The following is a 14,461-nucleotide window of genomic DNA, read 5'->3' on the forward strand; positions in this document are numbered from 1 at the left end:
AACCGGACCTCTCCTGGCACCGCCTCCCCCTCCCAGAGCTCCGCCGCAAGCCCCATGCCCCGGGCCTTTTCCAAAAGGCGACGCGCCCTTTCTAGGCCCCTTCCCCGCACATAGACCCGGCGTATGGTCAGGCCCTCGCAAAAGGCCTCCAGATGAGCCTCCGCCTGCCGACCCGCCCCCACCAGAAGGAGCGCCCCCTCCCTTTCCGGGGCCAAGGTCAAGGCGGCCAGGAGGGAGAGGGCGGCGGTCCTTTTCTGGGTGAGTTCCTCGGCCTCGAGGTGGTGCACCCTTCCCGTCCTCAGATCCTTCACCCAAAGCTCGGCAAAGACGGAGGGCGTCCTTTCCGGCTCCACCGTGACCAGCTTGCACAGGGCAAACCGGTCATCCGCCGCGGGCATGGTGAGGAAACTGCCCCCGGGAATGGGGAGAACGGTCCGCTTTGGAGGCTCGAGACCCATAAGGAGAAGCCTTCTGATCTCCTCCGCGATCTTCAGGTACACCTTTTATACTAAAACCATGCTGGTCTATCCTGAACTTCCCCTGGGTAGCCCCCTGATTGACGCGGAGCTTCCCGACTACACCGGGAGGCCCCACCGGCTTTCGGCCTTTCAGGAGCCCCTTTTGGCCGTGGTCTTCATGTGCAACCACTGCCCCTACGTCAAGGGGTCCATCCAGGAGCTGGTGGAGCTGGCCAAGACCTACCGAGGCCGGGTGGCCTTCGTGGGCATCAACCCCAACGACTGGGAAAGATACCCCGAGGACAGCCCCGAAGGGATGGCCCGGTTTGCCGAGGAGAACGGCCTCTTCTTCCCCTACCTGGTGGACGAAACCCAGGAGGTGGCCAAGGCCTATAAGGCCCTGCGCACCCCAGAGGTCTTCCTCTTTGACGAGAAGCGCCTCCTGCGCTACCACGGCCGGGTGAACGACAACCCCAAGTTCCCCGCTGAGGTAAGGGAACACACCTTGAAGGAGGCGATTGAGGCCCTCCTGGCCGGGAAGGAGCCCCCCTCCCCTGTGGCCCAGGCCATCGGGTGCACCATCAAGTGGCGGCCGGGCAACGAACCCGAGGTGGCGATTCAAAAATCCTAGCGGTGGCCCGGTGCGGCCGCGAAAGGCGTGAAGGAGGTTGAGAGGCCTGGCCCTTGGCTCGGTCTAAAGCCAGGGCCTAAGGGTGGCTTGGCATGGGCATCCCTGGCGGTAGAATGGCCCAGGTCTCTCGGGGAGGAAGCCCCGAAGGAAAGGAGCGTATGCGCGTTCTTGTCACCGGTGGAGCTGGGTTTATCGGGAGCCACATCGCGGAGGACCTGTTGAGAAGGGGCCTCGAGGTGGCGGTATTAGACAACTTCGCTACAGGCAAAAGGGAAAACCTCCCCCAGGGCGTGCGCCTCTACGAGGTGGACCTAAGGGACAAGGAGGGGGTCCACAGGGCCTTTAAGGACTTCCGGCCCACCCACCTCTCCCACCAGGCGGCCCAGGCCTCGGTCAAGGTCAGCGTGGAGGACCCCTACCTGGACTTTTCCATCAACCTCCTGGGCGGGCTTCACCTTCTGGAGGCGGCACGGTCCTTTGGCGTGGAGAAAGTGCTCTTCGCCTCCACCGGGGGGGCGCTTTACGGGGAGGTTCCGGAAGGGGAAAGGGCCTCGGAGGACTGGCCCCCGAAACCCAAAAGCCCTTACGCGGCCAGCAAGGCCTCCTTTGAACATTACCTCTCGGTGTACGGACAGAACTACGGTCTAAAATGGGTCTCCCTCCGCTATGGGAACGTCTACGGGCCCAGGCAGGACCCCCATGGGGAGGCGGGGGTGGTGGCCATCTTCATCGGGAGGCTTCTCGAGGGGAAGCCCGTCACCCTTTACGCCCGCAAAACCCAGGGGGACGAGGGGTGCGTGCGGGACTACATCTACGTGCAGGACGTGGTGGAGGCCCACGCTTTGGCCCTTTTTGAGCTCGAGGGGGTCTACAACGTGGGCACGGGGGAGGGCCGTACCACCCAGGAGGTCCTCCGGGCCGTGGCCAAGGCCTTGGGCAAGGATCAAAAAGGGATAGAGGTCCATCCCGCCCCACCCCGGAGCGGCGACCTGGAACGAAGCGTGCTCTCCCCCGCCCGCCTTATGGAAAAGGGCTGGCGGCCCCAGGTGGCCTTCGAAGAAGGGGTGGCCCGGACCGCCGCCTGGTTTAAAGGGCGCTCGGCCCCTTCCCCAGGGTAAGGAGAAAGCCCCGCGCCCTTTTGATGCGGGCCCTGTAAGCGGAAACCGCCTTCAAGTCCTCCTTGAGGCGCTTTCTCGCCCGCTGGAGGCTCGCTTGTTGGGCCGGCCTGGAGGCCCCTCCTAAGACCCTCCTCCGCTCGAGGAAGGCCTCTAAGGAGAGCATCTCCTTCCATTCCCCCTCCGAAACCCCCAAGGCCTCGGGGCGAAGATCGGGAAGGGCCCGGCGCACCCGGGCGTAGGCCTCGTCCAGAGGAAGGCCCTTCCGCACCAGGAGGTCCACCGCCTCGGAAGCAAAAAGCGCAGGCTCGAGGCCCAAGACCAGGTTCTCCGGCACAAAGGCGCTCTCCTCCAAGGCCACCCTAAGGAGCTCCAGCGCCCCTTCCCCCACCTCCAAAACCTCATCCAGGGGCTCCAACACCCCGGTGCTGTGGTCGTTTAAATCGGTAAAGGGGGTGTTGTGGACGAGGGCCAGAAGGGTCTGAACCCCCCCCAGGAGCCTTCCGGCATAGATGCGGGCGTGCTCCAGAACCACCGGGTTGTGCTTCTGGGGCATGAGGCTCGAGCCCTGGGCCACCTGCTCCCCCACCAGAAACCCTCCCCGTTCGGCCCAGAACAGGAGGTCGTGGATAAGGCGGGAAAGGCTGGAGCCCAGAATCGAGAGGGCGGCGGCGAGCTCTGCGGCGTAATCCCCCGCGGCCACCGCGTCCAGGGTGTTCTCCACGGGGCCCTCAAACCCCAGAAGCTGGGCCAGGTAAACCCGGTCCACCCCATAAGGGTTCCCCGCCAGCGCACTCGCCCCCAAAGGGGATCGGTTGAGGGTGGAAAGGGCGGAGAGAAGCCGGTGAAAGTCCCGGGCAAGGAGGCCTTCTACCCCTAGGAGGTAGTGGCCCAAAGCGGTGGGCTGGGCCGGCCGGTGGTGGGTGTAGACCACAATGGGGGTCCCCAGGTGCTCCCCCGAGAGGCGAAGGAGCTGCCGCCTGAGCCGGAGGAGGTCCCCTAAAAGGGCAAGGAGTCGGTCCCGGAGGTAGCTCCGGAAGACGGTCATGTCCAGGTCGTTCCGGGAAAGCCCCCGACGGACCGCTCCCGCCACCTCCTTTCCCCAGTGTTCCTCGAGCTGGACATAGATGGAGAAGAAGACGTCCTCCACCTCGCCGGTGAAACTGGGAAGGGGCAGGGTGCGAAGCTCCCTCAAGGCCTCTGCCGCCTCGTTCGCTTTTTCCACGCCCAGCCTGGCCAGACCCAGGGCGTAGGCGGTGAGGGCATCAAAGAAATAGGGGGCGAGCTTCTCCCTGGCCAACCGGTACTGGCGGGCAAGGACCCAGCGGCGGTACGTCGCGTGCCAGCGGGGCATGCCCCCATGGTACTTGACAAAGGTCGGGGCCCTCGGATACGGTAAGCTTACCAACCGGTCGGTAATATGCCCTCGCGTCCTCTGGGGGCTTGCCAGACGGTGGAGCCGTGTTATACTGGGTGCAAATCAGAGGAGGTGTGGCATGAAACGCAGGGAGGTCTTGAAGACGGGTATCGGTGTCGCAGCGGCCTTGGGTATTCCGCACATCGCCTTTTCCCAGGCCAGGCCGGTCAAGGTGGGTCTGCTTCTGCCCCTTACCGGCCCCTTTGCCTTTGCAGGCCAGGCGGGCCTCGAGGGGTTTCGGGATGCGGCGGAGTACGTGAACGAGGTCCTTGGGGGCATCGGGGGTAGGCGGTTCGAGCTCGTGGTGGAGGACACGGGCTATGACGTGGCCAAGGCCACCGCCGCCTTTAACCGGATCGTCTCCCGGGAACGCCCCGAGGAACTCCTCTTCGTCTACGGAGACTCCACGGGCACGGCCAAGGCCCTGGCCCCTGAGGTGACCCGGCTGGGCCTTCCCTTTTCCGCTACCAGCTTTTCCAGCGAGCTGGCCGACCCGGAGAAATACCCCACCATCTACGTCTTCGGTCCCACCTACAACGACATGTTTGAGGCCCTCCTCCGCCAGATCCGGCGCACCAAGGGCCGGGCCCGGGTGGCCCTGGTCTACTCCAACACCGAGTTCGGCCGCGACCCCATCCCCTACGCCAAAAAACGGGCCCCGGAGCTCAAGATGGAGATCGTCCACGAGGAGGTCACGCCTCCGAGCCTCACCGACGCCACCCCCATCGTCTTGAACCTGCGCCGGGCCAATCCCGACTTTGTCCTCCTCCAGGGGTACGCCCTTTCCGCCGAACCCCTCATCCTGCGCACGGCGAGGGAACAAGGCCTAAAGGCCAGCTTCATGGGCACCTACTACTCCGCGGAGCTCGCCCTCATCCAAAGGGCGGGGCCTGCGGCGGAGGGTTTTATCGTCACCTACCACAACCCGTACTGGTACGACAGCCTGAACCAGGGTGTCCAGGAGCTGAGGCGGTTCCGTCAGAGCAAGGGGCGGGATGTCTCCTACCGGACCACCTACTACATGGGCGGCGCGGCCGCCATCTTCACCATCGCGGAGGCCATGCGCCGGGCGGCCCAGGCGGGGAAGCTGAACCGGGCCGGGTTGGCGGAGTATCTGGAGAAGATCTCCGACTATACGGCTTTTGGCCTTTCCCAAGGGTACAGGTTCGTCAACCACCGTCTTCCCTACACCAAGCTCTACCGGGCCAACGTCAAAGACGGGCGGTTTGACGCCATCACCGACTGGATCACCCTGGGCTAATGGACATCCTGCCCTACCTCCTTGGCGGCCTAGGCAACGGGGCTTTATACAGCCTCTTGGCCCTGGGGTTTGTCCTGGTCTACCGGGCCACCAGCGTGGTGAACTTCGCCATCGGGGAGTTTTTGTTGGTGGGGGCCTACCTGACCTACACCCTCTCCCTCCGCCTGCCCCTTTCTCTGGCCCTCCTCCTCGCCCTGCCCTTGGCCTTCCTCTTCGGCCTTCTGGTCGAGCGGGGGTTTGTCCGGCCCCTCCTGGGTAGGAACGTGGTGGCGGTGATCATGGCCACCATCGGCCTGGCCGCGGCGCTGGACGGAGGGGTCCTCCTCGTCTGGGGGGCGGACCTCAAGTACTTCCCCACCGGCCTGCCCGAGCTGGGGTTCGGGCTTGGAGGCCTCTACCTCTCCTCCCGGGCGGTTTGGAGCTTTCTTTTAGGCGCCCCCACCGCCCTTTTTCTCCTTTGGCTCCTCCAGAAAAGCCGGTACGGGGTCCTGGTCCGGGCCATCTCGGAAAGCGAGGTGGCGGCCCTGGCCTTGGGCATCCCCACCCGACGGCTCCTCGCCCTGGTCTGGGGGCTCTCCGGCGCTCTGGCCACCTTGGCCGGGGCGATGGTGGCCGTGGCGGGAGGGCTTGGGCCCAACCTGGTCCTGATGGGCCTTAAGGTTTTTCCGGTGGCCATCTTGGGCGGGCTGGACTCCGTGGGGGGTGCGGTGGTGGCCGGGCTCTTCCTGGGGGTGATCGAAGCCCTCTCCCAGCGGTTCCTCGAGCCCCTCCTTCCCGGCTTTACCGAGGCCGTCCCCTTCCTCCTGGTTTTCCTGGTCCTCCTCGTGAGGCCCTACGGCCTTTTCGGCCAACGGGAGATCGAACGGGTCTAAAGGGGGGCGGGATGCTTTTTGTAGAAAATCTGAAAATAGTCTACCAGGGGGTGATCCTGGCCCTCCAGGGGGTCTCGCTTCGGGTGGGGGAAAAGGAGGCGGTGGCCCTTCTGGGGCCGAACGGGGCGGGGAAAAGCTCCCTGGTGCGGGCGGTGGCCGGGCTTCTGCCCAAGTTTGAGGGAAGGGTCCTGGACGGGCATATCCGGTTTTCCAACCAGGACACCACCCACGCCCCGGCGGAACGGGTCTCGGCCTTGGGGCTCACCACGGTCTTGGAGGGCCGGCCCCTCTTCCGCCACCTCACCCCGGTGGAAAACCTCATGGCGGCCGGCCACAGGCTCCCGGCCCGCGAGCTCAAGGAGGGGATCGAGGAGGTCTTCACCCGGTTTCCCAGGCTTTATGAACGGCGCAAGGAGCAGTCCGGCTACCTTTCCGGTGGGGAGCAGCAGATGCTCCTTCTGGCCATGGCCCTTCTCACCCGTCCCAGGCTTCTGGTGGTGGACGAGCCCTCCTTGGGCCTCGCCCCCAAGTTGGTGGAGGAAGTGATGCGCACGCTGGACGAGTTAAGGAGGGAAAAGGGCCTAAGCCTCTTGCTGGTGGAACAAAACGCCCGGGCGGCTTTGGGCCTGGTGGAACGGGTCTATGTCCTGGAGCAAGGCCGGGTGGTCTTTGAGGGAAGCCGGGAAGAGGCGCAAAAGGACCAGGATGTGATGGAGTTCTACCTGGGCAAGGAAGTGGTAGGGTTCCGCCAGGCCAAACGCTACCGCAGGCGCAAACGCTGGGTGTGAGGATGGGTACGATTCTCGAGGTCAAGGATCTCCACCTCTCCTTCAAGGGGGTCAAGGCCCTCTCGGGGGTGAGCTTCTCCGTGGAGGAAGGGGCGTTTTTCGCGGTGATCGGGCCCAATGGGGCGGGCAAGACGAGCCTTTTGAACATCCTCTCTGGGGTCTATTCCCCAAGCCGGGGGGAGGTCCTTTTCCAAGGCAGACCCCTTAGGGGCCTTTCCCCCCAGGCCCGGGCCCGGCTGGGGCTGGGACGGACGTTCCAGGGCCTTGAGCTCTTCCGGGGGATGAGCGTTTTGGACAACGTCAAGCTGGGGGCGGAGCTCGCCCTGCCCCCTTACCCTCCGCTTTTTCCCAGGGCCCAGGTGGAATGGCGGCTCAGGGCCTGGGCGGAGGAGGTTTTGGATTACCTCCATCTTTCACCCTACCGCCACACCCCTGCGGGAATGCTGCCCTACGGCCTGCAAAAGCGGGTCGAGATCGCCCGGGCCTTGGCGGGGCGGCCCAGGCTTCTCCTTTTGGACGAGCCCATGGCCGGCCTCTCCCTGGAGGAGAAGCAGGACCTGGCACGGTTCTTGCTGGATGCTCGGGAGGAGTGGGGAATCACCCTTCTCTGGGTGGAGCATGACCTAAGAGCGGTCTTGGAGCTTTCCGACCAGGTCTTGGTCCTCTCCTACGGGGAGGTCCTCTATCTCGGAGGGCCCGAGGGTGTCAAGAAAAGCGCCAAGGTGGCGGAGGCGTACCTGGGAGGTGCGGTGTGAAGGGAACGCTTTTGGAATACCTACAGACCCACGCCCAGACCCACCCCGAAGCCCCCGCCTTAAGGGTCAAACGGCACGGCATCTGGCAGAAGACGGGCTGGCGGGAGCTTTGGGAAAAAACCCAACGCCTGGCGGCGGGGTTTAAGGCCATGGGGCTTAAGGAAGGGGAGGTTTTGGCCATTCTGGGCCACAACGCCCCCGAATGGGTGCTGAGCGAGCTTGCCGCCCAGGCGCTTGGGGCCTACCCCATGGGCATCTACGCGGATGCCATGCCGGAGGAGGTGGGGTATTTCCTCGAGTTCACCAACGCCCGGGGCATCGTCCTCTCGGACGAGGAACAGCTGGATAAGGTCCTGCCCCACCTGCACCTTGTGGACTTCGTTCTGGTCTGGGAGGAGGCGGGGATGAGCCGGCACTTTGAGGGGAAGATCCGCCCCTTCAGCAAAGCCTTCGGCGAGGCCAAGGAGGTGGCCGAAGACCTGAAGCGCCGCCACCCAGACGAGGTCGCTCTCCTGGCCCCCACCTCGGGCACCACCGCCCGGAGCAAGCTGGCCATGCTCACCCACCGCCAGCTCATTGCGGGCCACCTCGCCCTGGGGAACGCCTTGGGCTTCCAAAAGGGAGCCTGGATCTTCAGCTACCTCCCCATGGCCTGGATCGGGGAGCAGATGCTCACCGTGGTCCAAACGGTGGTGGAAAGAAGCGTGGTCCACTTCCCTGAGGAACCCCTTACCCTACGGGAGGATCTTAAGGAAGTCCAGCCCGAGTTCTTCCTTGCCCCCCCCCGGCTTTGGGAGGAGATGGCCAGCGGGATCCAAAGCCGGATGCAGGACGCGGACCCCCTAAAGCGGTCCGTCTACACCACGGGGATGAGGGTCCTCCTGGAGGGGGCCCGCCGGGAGTTTCGCAAGGAACGGGTGGGGGTCCTCCTCAACCTGGCCCGGGCCCTCTTCTACCCCCTGGTGGCCCGGCCCCTCCGCGCCCGGCTGGGCCTGGCCGCCTGCCGGATCGCCGTCACGGGGGGGGCCCCCTTGGGCCCAGAGGTCTTTACCTTTTTTCGCGCCTTGGGGTTGGATATCCGCCAAGTCTACGGCCAGTCGGAAACCGCCGCCGCCACCTGTGCCCACCGCGAGGAAGCCCCCCCGGAGACCGTGGGCCCACCCCTTCCGGGCACAGAGGTGCGGATCAGCGAAGAAGGGGAGGTCCTGGTCCGGGGGCCCCAGGTCTTCCAGGGGTATTTCAAAGCGGAAAAGGCCACCCAGGAGGCCTTTACGGAGGACGGCTGGCTCCGGACGGGAGACGCGGGTGTGTTGGATGAGCGGGGGCATCTCATCATCCTGGGAAGGCTCAAGGAGGTGGGGGCTCTGGTGGACGGAACCCGGTTCGCCCCCCAGTTCCTAGAAAACCGGCTCAAGTACTCCCCCTATATCCGGGAAGCGGTGGTGCTGGGGCACGGCCTCCCTTTCGTCACCGCGCTCATCGAGATAGACCCGGAAAACGTCCAAAACTGGGCCAGAAGGCGGGGCATCCCCTTCACCACCTACCAAAGCCTCACGGAGCAGCCCGAGGTCCGGGCCCTCATCGCCGAGGAGATCCGCATGGTCAACCAGGCCTTGCCGGAAAGGCTTCGCATCCAACGCTTCGCCGTTCTGCCCAAGGAGCTCCACCCCGACGACGAGGAGGTCACACGCACCCGCAAGGTGCGCCGCCAGGTGGTGGAAAGCCGTTACCGCCCGCTGATCGAGGCCCTTTACGGCCAGGGGGGACGGGTGGGCCTCAGCCTGCCCATCCGCTACCTCGAGGGCGAGGGCCGCCTCGAGGCCGAGGTAGAGGTTCAGGAGGTTTAAATGTACGCCCTCTCCAAAGCACTGACCGATGCCTTCAGCCGTCGCTTCGCCCGGGCGGTGCGGGAAACCTACCGCGAGGACGAAGCCTACGCCAACACCCCCTTGGGCCGGGTTGCCCTCTGGGGGTTTCTACTCTTCCTCCTCCTTCTTCCCGCTTTTCTCTCCCCTTACCTTATGTACGTCACCCTCCTGGTGAGCATCGGGGCCCTGGCCGCGCTGGGCCTTCACCTTTTGGTAGGGGGAGCGGGGCTGATCTCCCTGGGCCACGCCGCCTTCTTGGGCCTAGGGGCCTACACTGCAAGCCATCTGGCAGGACCCCTGGCCCCCTTGGGCATCCTCCTCGGCGGAGCGGTGGCGGGGGCCGTGGGGCTCGTTTTGGGCCTGCCCTCCTTGCGCATCAAGGGGGTTTACCTGGCCATCGCCACCTTGGCCTTCCAGTTCTTGGCGGATTACGTCTTTAAAAACTGGGAGGGGTTTACCGGAGGGATCCGGGGAAGAACCCTACCCCCACCCGAGATCCTCGGGATCAAGCTGGCCCGTCCGGAGGAGCTCTGGTACCTTGTTCTCCTCCTGGCCCTTCCCCTCTTCTTCTACGGCAAACGCCTCCTTTCCACCCGGGCTGGGCGGGGGTGGTTCGCCGTACGGGACAACGACCTTTCCGCCCAGGTGGCCGGGGTGGACCTGGTGAGGGCCAAGCTTTTCGCTTTTATGCTTTCCGCCTTTTACGCAGGGGTGGCCGGGGGGCTTTTGGCCCAGCTCTACCGGGCGGTAACCCCGGAGTACTTCCCCCTCACCGTGAGCATCCAGTACCTGGCCATGGTCATCGTGGGAGGGGCAGGCACCGTCTTGGGGTCGGTGCTGGGGGCCCTCGCCATCCTCCTCGTCCCCGAGCTTCTAAACGCCCTAGTGGGCGCCTTCGGGCCGGCGTACGCAGCGAGCCTCGCCGCCTGGCGAAACGTGGCTTTTGGTGGGCTTATCCTCCTCTTCCTCATCCTCGAGCCCCGAGGCCTGGTGGGGCTTTGGGGCCGGGTGAGGGACTACTTCCGCACCTGGCCCTTGCCCTACTAAGAGGGGGTGGACGGATCGGCTAAGCGGCCCGGTTCCTTGGGCCGATCACGCCGGGCCACCGCCCCGACCTAGGGGAACCGGCCGGCGCGACCCTGCCCCGAGCATCCCACTGGCCCGCGATCTCCTGAATCGCCTGGAACCCTGGGTCCGGCCCGTGCCCTAACGGACCTCTATCCGGCCCTCCATCGAGGGATGGATGCGGCAGAAGTAGGTGTAGCTGCCCTTTGTGGTCAGAAGGATGGGGGAAGAGGTCTGGCCCTGCTTGAGGGTCCCGGTGTCAAAGGGGGCTGGGGCATCCCGGCTGGTTGCAGTATGAGGCGCCGCATCCTGGTTGACAAAGCGGATCTGCCCGCCCGCCCTAACAAAACAGCGGTTTGGATGGAAGGCAAAGTCCCGGATCTCGATCACCTCGGGGCAGGCCGCCACCCCTCCTTGCTCAGAGGTTGCCTCCCCGTAGGACTCCCCCACCACCTCTACGTCCCCACACGCGATGCTTCCCCCCACCGGCGTAGGGGCATTGGCATGAACGTTCACATAGGTGCTCCCCTTGGGGTAGGCCACGCTGACCGAAAGACGGGTGTAGGCCACCGCCCGGCCATTGGCATCGGGGACCAAAGGGGATAACCCCAGGAGTTTGTCGCCGTTTTGCGCCTTGCAGTTGGCGTTGCCGGCCTCGTTGTAGTGAATGTGGTTGGCATAGCTCCCTGAGCCCGGCTTCAGGCCTTCCAGATAGACAAAGACCTCTATCCCCCGGCCGGGCCAGGCCAGGATCGCCGCCGTACCCTTAAGGCCTTGCCCCGAAAGGGCGGCGTACCGGACCTCAGGACCCCCTTTCCCGTGGGCCCAGACCAGCAACCCCACGATACCGGCCAAGACGAGCACCAAACCCCAGAGGCGCCTATACATGGTTTTCCTCCCATCTAATATTACCTAATATTACGTGCCCACGCAACCCTTTGGATGTCGGACGGTGTAGAATGAAGGCCTATGGTGGTCCTGATCAGCGGAGCCAGCCGGGGCATCGGGCGCGCCATCGCCCAGGCTTTGGTCAAAGAGGGGCACCGGGTGGGGCTTCTGGCCCGGAGCGAGGAAGTCCATAAGGTGGCCCAGGAGCTGGGTTCCCTTGCCCTGCCCCTTCTTGGGGACGTGCGGCGCCTCGAGGACTGGGAAAGGGCCGTGGCCCAGGTCGAAGCCCATTTCGACGGCCTGGATGCCCTGGTGAACAACGCCGGAATCGGGATCTTCCGCCCCGTCCATGAGCTCTCCCCAGTAGAGTGGCGGGAGGTTTTGGAAACCAACCTCACCGGGGCCTTCTACGGGATCAAAGCGGCCGTGCCCGCCCTGCTTAGGCGGGGCCAAGGGGTGATCATCAACATCGGAAGCCTTGCCGGGAAAAACGCCTTCAAGGAAGGGGCGGCGTATAACGCCAGCAAGTTCGGCCTTCTAGGACTGTCCCAGGCGGCCATGCTGGATCTGAGGGAAAAGGGCATCCGGGTGGTCTCCATCCTTCCCGGCTCGGTGGATACAGGCTTCGCTGGGAACACCCCGGGCCAGGCCTGGAAGATCCAGCCCGAGGATGTGGCCCAGGCGGTGCTCTATGTCCTCTCCACTCCCAGCCGGATCATCCCCAGCGAAATCGAGCTCCGCCCCACCCAGCCCCGGTGAGCCAGGGAGGCATGCCGAGGGCGTGAAAAGGCTACGCTAAGCTTATGCTGCCCAAGCGCCTGGAACAAGCCATTCAGACCCTGGCCGCCCTGCCCGTCCCCCTCAAGACCGAGGCCCTCCTCGAGTACGCCCGCCGTCTCCCTCCGGTCCCCGAGGAGAAGCGGGGGAGGCTGGAACAGGTGCACGAATGCCAGACCCCCTTCTTCGTCCGGGCGGAGCTGGAGGAGGGGCGGGTCCGGCTCTACTTTGAGGTTCCTAAGGAGGCCCCCACGGTCCGGGCCTTTGCTGGGCTCCTGTTTGAGGGGCTAGATGGGGAAACCCCGGAGGCCATCCTTGCTGTGCCCCCAGGGTTTTACCGCGGGGCCGGCCTCGAGGCCATCCTCACGCCCTTACGGCTTAGGGGCCTCGAGGCCGCCCTCCTGAGGCTTCAAAACCAGGTGCGCACCCTCACTCCTCCCCCTTAGCGATGGGGAGGCGGACCGCATTCCCCCACTCCGTCCAGGACCCATCGTAGTTCTTCACCTTGGGGTAGCCGAGGAGGTATTTGAGGACGAACCAGGAGTGGCTGGACCGTTCCGCGATGCGGCAGTAGACCACCACCTCCTTGTCCTTGCTCACCCCCAAAGGCTCGTACAGCGCCTTCAGCTCCTCCGCGGTCTTGAAGGTGCCGTCTGGATTCACCGCCCGGGCCCAAGGGATGTTCTTCGCCCCTGGGATATGCCCCGCCCGCAAGGCCCCCTCCTGGGGGTAGTTGGGCATGTGGGTGAGCTCCCCCCGGTACTCCTCGGGGCTCCGTACGTCCACCAAGGCTCCCCTCCCCTCCTTGACCTTGAGGATGTGTTGCAGGACCTCATCCCGGTAGGCTCGGATGGACTCATCCCGGTAAGGAACCTCGTACTGGCCCGGAGGGTAAGAGGGCACCTCGGTGCTCAGGGGACGCCCCTCTTCCACCCACTTCTGCCGCCCACCGTTCATGAGGCGGACATCCGGATGACCGTTGTACTTGAAAAACCAGAAGGCGTAGGCCGCCCACCAGTTGTTCTTGTCCCCGTAGAGGACCACCGTGGTGTCGTTGGAGATGCCCCACTTTTCCATCAGCCGGGCGAAGGCCTCCTCGTCGATGAAGTCCCGCACCACAGGGTCCCAGAAGTCCTTCTGCCAGTCCACCTTAAGCGCCCCGGGGATATGCCCGGTATCGTAAAGGAGGATGTCTTCGTCGACCTCGAGGACCCGCACCTTTGGATCGTTTAGGTGCTCAGCCACCCAGTCTGTGCTGACCAATACCTCAGGGTGTGCGTAGCCCATCCTTCACCTCCCAAAGGCATTATACCCCTGAGTCTTTTCATATCAGGATTTGGGTCACACTTGCCCCGCTTCCCCTTTTCTGCTATAAAGGAAGACGGGGAGTAGCCACCCGGAAGGGCTGGCCGATCGTCAAGACGGGCCTTGGGCCCCGGTCGGTCAGGAGCGCGAAAAGCGCTTTGGCGAGACCGCAGGACCCCATACGGGTCAGGCGGTCTCGCCTTTTGGCTGTACCCCCGAAAGGAGGGACGATGACGACGTTGGCTTTGGTTCTGATGGCGCTGGTCTTCCTCGCAAGCCTAGCGATTCAGTGGTGGCTCCAGTCCACATACGGCCGGTTCAGCCAGGTGGCGAACACCCGGGGGCTTACGGGGGCGGAGGTGGCCCGGGCCATCTTGGATGCCCACGGCCTCACCGGGGTGCAGGTGGAAATGACCCCAGGGGCCCTTACCGACCACTACGACCCCATGGCCAAGGCGGTCCGGCTTTCCGAGCCCAACTTCCACTCCCCAAGCCTCGCCGCCTTGGCTGTGGCCGCCCACGAGGTGGGGCATGCGGTTCAGGATGCCCAGGGGTACACCTGGCTGAGAGTTCGCCATAGCCTCCTCCCCGCGGCCAACATTGGCTCTAACCTGGGGCCCATCCTGGTCCTCCTTGGCCTGGCCATGGGAGCCTTGGGCCTGGCCCAGCTGGGGCTCTACCTCTTCTTGGCGGTGGCCCTCTTCCAGCTCATCACCCTGCCCGTGGAGTTTGACGCGAGCCGGAGGGCTTTGGGCTTCCTCCAGAGGATGAGCCTCCTCAACCCCAAGGAGATGCCCGCCGCCCGCCAGGTCCTGACCGTGGCTGCCCTCACCTACGTGGCCGCCTTGGCCAGCACCCTCGCCACCATCCTCTACTACGCAAGCCTTCTAGGCTTTGGCCGCCGGGAGGAGTGATGCCCCTTCTAACCTGCCCCATCTGCCAAGAACCCATGCGGGAGGTGGTGCGCCAAGGGGTGGGGATAGACCTCTGCCCCCGGTGCGGCGGGGTTTGGCTGGACCGGGGGGAATTGGAAAAACTCCTAAAAACCGTGCACCAAGAAGTAGAAGTCTACGAGAAGGAAAGGGAGGAGTTCTACCGAAAGGAGCACAAGCCCTACGCGAAGAAGCGTAAACTTTTCGACCTTTTCGATATCTTCGATTAGGGCACTCGAGAGCAAAGCCCCCGGGAATCCGGGGTCTTTGCTCTGCTCTAGAGATTGGCTTAGAGAGCCAGGGGAGCACGAGGGGGCTGTAATCCCCCC

Annotated in this window: 16 protein-coding genes; 12 read left to right on the forward strand and 4 right to left on the reverse strand. The window is 64.7% G+C overall.

Going from position 1 to position 14,461, the window contains the following annotated elements; all coding sequences use genetic code 11:
• Positions 1–500: Rossmann-fold NAD(P)-binding domain-containing protein (locus tag C4301_RS04070; RefSeq protein WP_503012386.1), on the reverse strand; the 500-nt coding region annotated here is incomplete at its 3' end.
• A 16-nt stretch (positions 501–516) separates the two neighbouring features.
• On the opposite strand from C4301_RS04070, the gene C4301_RS04075 reads away from it, so the two are divergent.
• Together C4301_RS04075 and C4301_RS04080 are read left to right on the forward strand one after the other, a co-directional pair.
• Entirely contained in the window at positions 517–1,089 is a 573-nt protein-coding gene (locus C4301_RS04075) for a thioredoxin family protein (RefSeq protein WP_352413830.1), read from the forward strand.
• A gap of 158 nt (positions 1,090–1,247) precedes the next feature.
• Complete coding sequence (locus tag C4301_RS04080) at positions 1,248–2,207, forward strand: NAD-dependent epimerase/dehydratase family protein (protein WP_352413831.1); 960 nt, start codon at positions 1,248–1,250, stop codon at positions 2,205–2,207.
• Here C4301_RS04080 and C4301_RS04085 read toward each other — a convergent pair.
• A complete protein-coding gene (locus C4301_RS04085) occupies positions 2,176–3,558 on the reverse strand; it encodes a lyase family protein (RefSeq protein WP_352413832.1) in 1,383 nt (460 codons plus the stop codon). The genes C4301_RS04080 and C4301_RS04085 overlap by 32 nt on opposite strands.
• Positions 3,559–3,700: 142 nt before the next feature.
• Between C4301_RS04085 and C4301_RS04090 the strand changes: the two genes are divergently transcribed.
• From C4301_RS04090 to C4301_RS04115, 6 genes are read left to right on the forward strand one after another with little or no spacing between them, the layout of a single operon-like run.
• Entirely contained in the window at positions 3,701–4,882 is a 1,182-nt protein-coding gene (locus C4301_RS04090) for an ABC transporter substrate-binding protein (protein ID WP_352413833.1), read from the forward strand.
• On the forward strand, positions 4,882–5,754 hold the full coding sequence (locus tag C4301_RS04095) for a branched-chain amino acid ABC transporter permease (protein ID WP_352413834.1): 873 nt from the start codon (positions 4,882–4,884) through the stop codon (positions 5,752–5,754). The genes C4301_RS04090 and C4301_RS04095 overlap by 1 nt, the downstream gene beginning before the upstream one ends.
• 11 nt (positions 5,755–5,765) lie before the next feature.
• Complete coding sequence (locus tag C4301_RS04100; protein ID WP_352413835.1) at positions 5,766–6,542, forward strand: ABC transporter ATP-binding protein; 777 nt, start codon at positions 5,766–5,768, stop codon at positions 6,540–6,542.
• Between the two features lie 2 nt (positions 6,543–6,544).
• Positions 6,545–7,297 carry an ABC transporter ATP-binding protein gene (locus tag C4301_RS04105; RefSeq protein WP_352413836.1) on the forward strand — a complete coding sequence of 251 codons (753 nt, stop codon included), beginning with the start codon at positions 6,545–6,547 and terminating at the stop codon, positions 7,295–7,297.
• The gene (locus C4301_RS04110) at positions 7,294–9,144 is read left to right on the forward strand and encodes an AMP-binding protein (RefSeq protein ID WP_352413837.1); all 1,851 of its coding nucleotides are present in this window, start codon (positions 7,294–7,296) and stop codon (positions 9,142–9,144) included. Before C4301_RS04105 ends, C4301_RS04110 begins: the two co-directional genes overlap by 4 nt.
• Positions 9,145–10,212, forward strand: a complete 1,068-nt coding sequence (locus tag C4301_RS04115) for a branched-chain amino acid ABC transporter permease (RefSeq protein ID WP_352413838.1) — start codon at positions 9,145–9,147, stop codon at positions 10,210–10,212.
• Positions 10,213–10,371: 159 nt separating this feature from the next.
• Here the strand turns inward: C4301_RS04115 and C4301_RS04120 are convergent, their stop codons facing one another.
• Positions 10,372–11,118, reverse strand: a complete 747-nt coding sequence (locus C4301_RS04120) for a cupredoxin domain-containing protein (RefSeq protein WP_352413839.1) — start codon at positions 11,116–11,118, stop codon at positions 10,372–10,374.
• A gap of 81 nt (positions 11,119–11,199) precedes the next feature.
• Here C4301_RS04120 and C4301_RS04125 point away from each other — a divergent pair, with 81 nt between their 5' ends.
• Positions 11,200–11,877 carry an SDR family oxidoreductase gene (locus C4301_RS04125; protein WP_352413840.1) on the forward strand — a complete coding sequence of 226 codons (678 nt, stop codon included), beginning with the start codon at positions 11,200–11,202 and terminating at the stop codon, positions 11,875–11,877.
• 44 nt (positions 11,878–11,921) lie between these two features.
• Positions 11,922–12,341 carry a SufE family protein gene (locus C4301_RS04130; protein ID WP_352413841.1) on the forward strand — a complete coding sequence of 140 codons (420 nt, stop codon included), beginning with the start codon at positions 11,922–11,924 and terminating at the stop codon, positions 12,339–12,341.
• Here the strand turns inward: C4301_RS04130 and C4301_RS04135 are convergent.
• The gene (locus tag C4301_RS04135) at positions 12,325–13,182 is read right to left on the reverse strand and encodes a sulfurtransferase (protein WP_352413842.1); all 858 of its coding nucleotides are present in this window, start codon (positions 13,180–13,182) and stop codon (positions 12,325–12,327) included. The two genes, C4301_RS04130 and C4301_RS04135, sit on opposite strands and share 17 nt — an antisense overlap.
• Before the next feature lie 248 nt (positions 13,183–13,430).
• On the opposite strand from C4301_RS04135, the gene C4301_RS04140 reads away from it, so the two are divergent.
• Positions 13,431–14,114 carry a zinc metallopeptidase gene (locus tag C4301_RS04140; RefSeq protein ID WP_352413843.1) on the forward strand — a complete coding sequence of 228 codons (684 nt, stop codon included), beginning with the start codon at positions 13,431–13,433 and terminating at the stop codon, positions 14,112–14,114.
• On the forward strand, positions 14,114–14,362 hold the full coding sequence (locus tag C4301_RS04145) for a TFIIB-type zinc ribbon-containing protein (protein WP_352413844.1): 249 nt from the start codon (positions 14,114–14,116) through the stop codon (positions 14,360–14,362). Before C4301_RS04140 ends, C4301_RS04145 begins: the two co-directional genes overlap by 1 nt.
• Positions 14,363–14,461 lie beyond the last annotated feature (99 nt).

The sequence above is a fragment of the Thermus sp. genome, from assembly GCF_040290245.1.
Lineage (GTDB): Bacteria > Deinococcota > Deinococci > Deinococcales > Thermaceae > Thermus_A.